The 1,519-nt window shown below is 66.4% G+C and carries 2 protein-coding genes and 1 pseudogene; all 3 read right to left on the reverse strand.

Translation table 11 applies throughout. From position 1 onward, the window contains the following. Positions 1–233: hypothetical protein (locus SX243_26265; GenBank protein ID MDY7096492.1), on the reverse strand; the 233-nt coding region annotated here is incomplete at its 3' end. Between the two features lie 5 nt (positions 234–238). Then, the gene (locus tag SX243_26270) at positions 239–1,255 is read right to left on the reverse strand and encodes an AMP-binding protein (protein ID MDY7096493.1); all 1,017 of its coding nucleotides are present in this window, start codon (positions 1,253–1,255) and stop codon (positions 239–241) included. Positions 1,256–1,298: 43 nt separating this feature from the next. Next, positions 1,299–1,519, reverse strand: a pseudogene (locus tag SX243_26275) (phenylalanine--tRNA ligase subunit alpha).

Below are 1,519 nucleotides of genomic sequence, written 5' to 3' on the forward strand. Positions count from 1 at the left end.
CAGGAGCTCTGCCCTTGACCCAGATAATCGTAGAGCAGCACATCGTAGCGGTCGGTGAGCCGCGGCAAGAATCCGTACCAAGCGCGGGTGTGCATGGCCAGACCGTTGAGCAGGCAGACCGTATCCCTGGGTGCCTCGCCGCCACTGTGGAGCTCCCAGAAGATCTGGTGCTCGCCCTGGGGCAGATGACCGCTACGGGTGGGCTCGATGGCCCCCGGGCTTGGGGAAGTCACGGGCTTCAGCCTGCCTCGCCGGCGGCCTGCTCCGCCTCATATGTCTGCCGTAGCTCTCCCTTCACCACCTTGCCGTAGGCGGTGCGGGGCAGGGCTTCGACGAAGCGGTATTCCTTCGGAACTTTGTAGCGCGCCAGCCGCTCCAGCAGATGCTCGCCGAGGGCCTCGACGCTCAGCTCCTCCCCTTCCCGCGCCACCACGAAGGCGACGCTCTTCTCCCCCCAATGATCGTCCGTGACCCCCACCACCGCCGCGTCCTCCACCCCTGGGAAGAGCAGCAGCGCCGCCTCGATCTCCGCCGGGTAGACGTTGACGCCGCCGGAGATGATCATGTCCTTCTCCCGACCGGCGATGTAGAAATAGCCCTCGTCGTCCCGCCGCGCCAGGTCGCCGCTGTGGAACCAGCCGTCCTCGTCGAGGGCGGCGGCGGTGGCCTGGGGGTTGTTCCAATAGCCTTGGCAGACGTGGGGCCCGCGGAAGAGCATCTCACCGACGATGCCCGGCGCCACGTCCTCGCCCTCGTCGTCTACCAACCGCACCTGGGTGTACATCATGGGCTTGCCGATGGAGCCCTTCTTGCGCGCTGAGTCCTCGACGGTCATGGCGAAGCAATTGACCCCCACTTCGGTCATGCCGAAGCCCTGTTTGAATACGATGCCCTTCTGCTGGTAGGCCTCGATGAGGTAGTGAGGCAAGGGAGCGCCGCCGCTGATCAGCCAGCGGATGCTACCCAGGTCCACCTGCTCCATCTCCGGTGCCTCCAGGAGCATCTTCCAGATGGTGGGCACGCCCAGCACGACGGTGCAGCCCTCCGCCTCGATGGAGCGCCAGATGGCGCCGGCGTCGAAGTCCCGATGCAGCACGATGGTGCCGCCGATGACGAAGAGAGGCACCAGGAAAGCCATCAGGCCCCCGGCGTGGTACATGGGCGTGAAGATGGGACTGACGTCGTCCGCCGTCAGCTGCCAGCCGCAGACGGTGTTGAAGCCGTTGGCCACCACCATCCGGTGGGGAATCTTCACCCCCTTGGGGCGGCCGGTGGTGCCGGAGGTGTAGAGCAGGCATGTCGTAGAAGGTGCGCAGGTCGGGGATGCCGTACTTCAGCATCGCCGCGCGTTCGATCCCCAGGCCGAAGGCGTAGCCCTGGTAGACGTTGGGGTCGATGCCGCAGTTCTCCAGCACCTTCGGGTGCACCATGCCGCAGCCCAGGATCTCCAGCCAGTCGGCGCCGGCGCCGATCTTGAGTTGGCCGCCCTCCTTGGCGCAGCCGATGTCGACCTCGGCCG

It is taken from the genome of Acidobacteriota bacterium (assembly GCA_034211275.1).
Taxonomy (GTDB): Bacteria; Acidobacteriota; Thermoanaerobaculia; order Multivoradales; family JAHZIX01; genus JAGQSE01.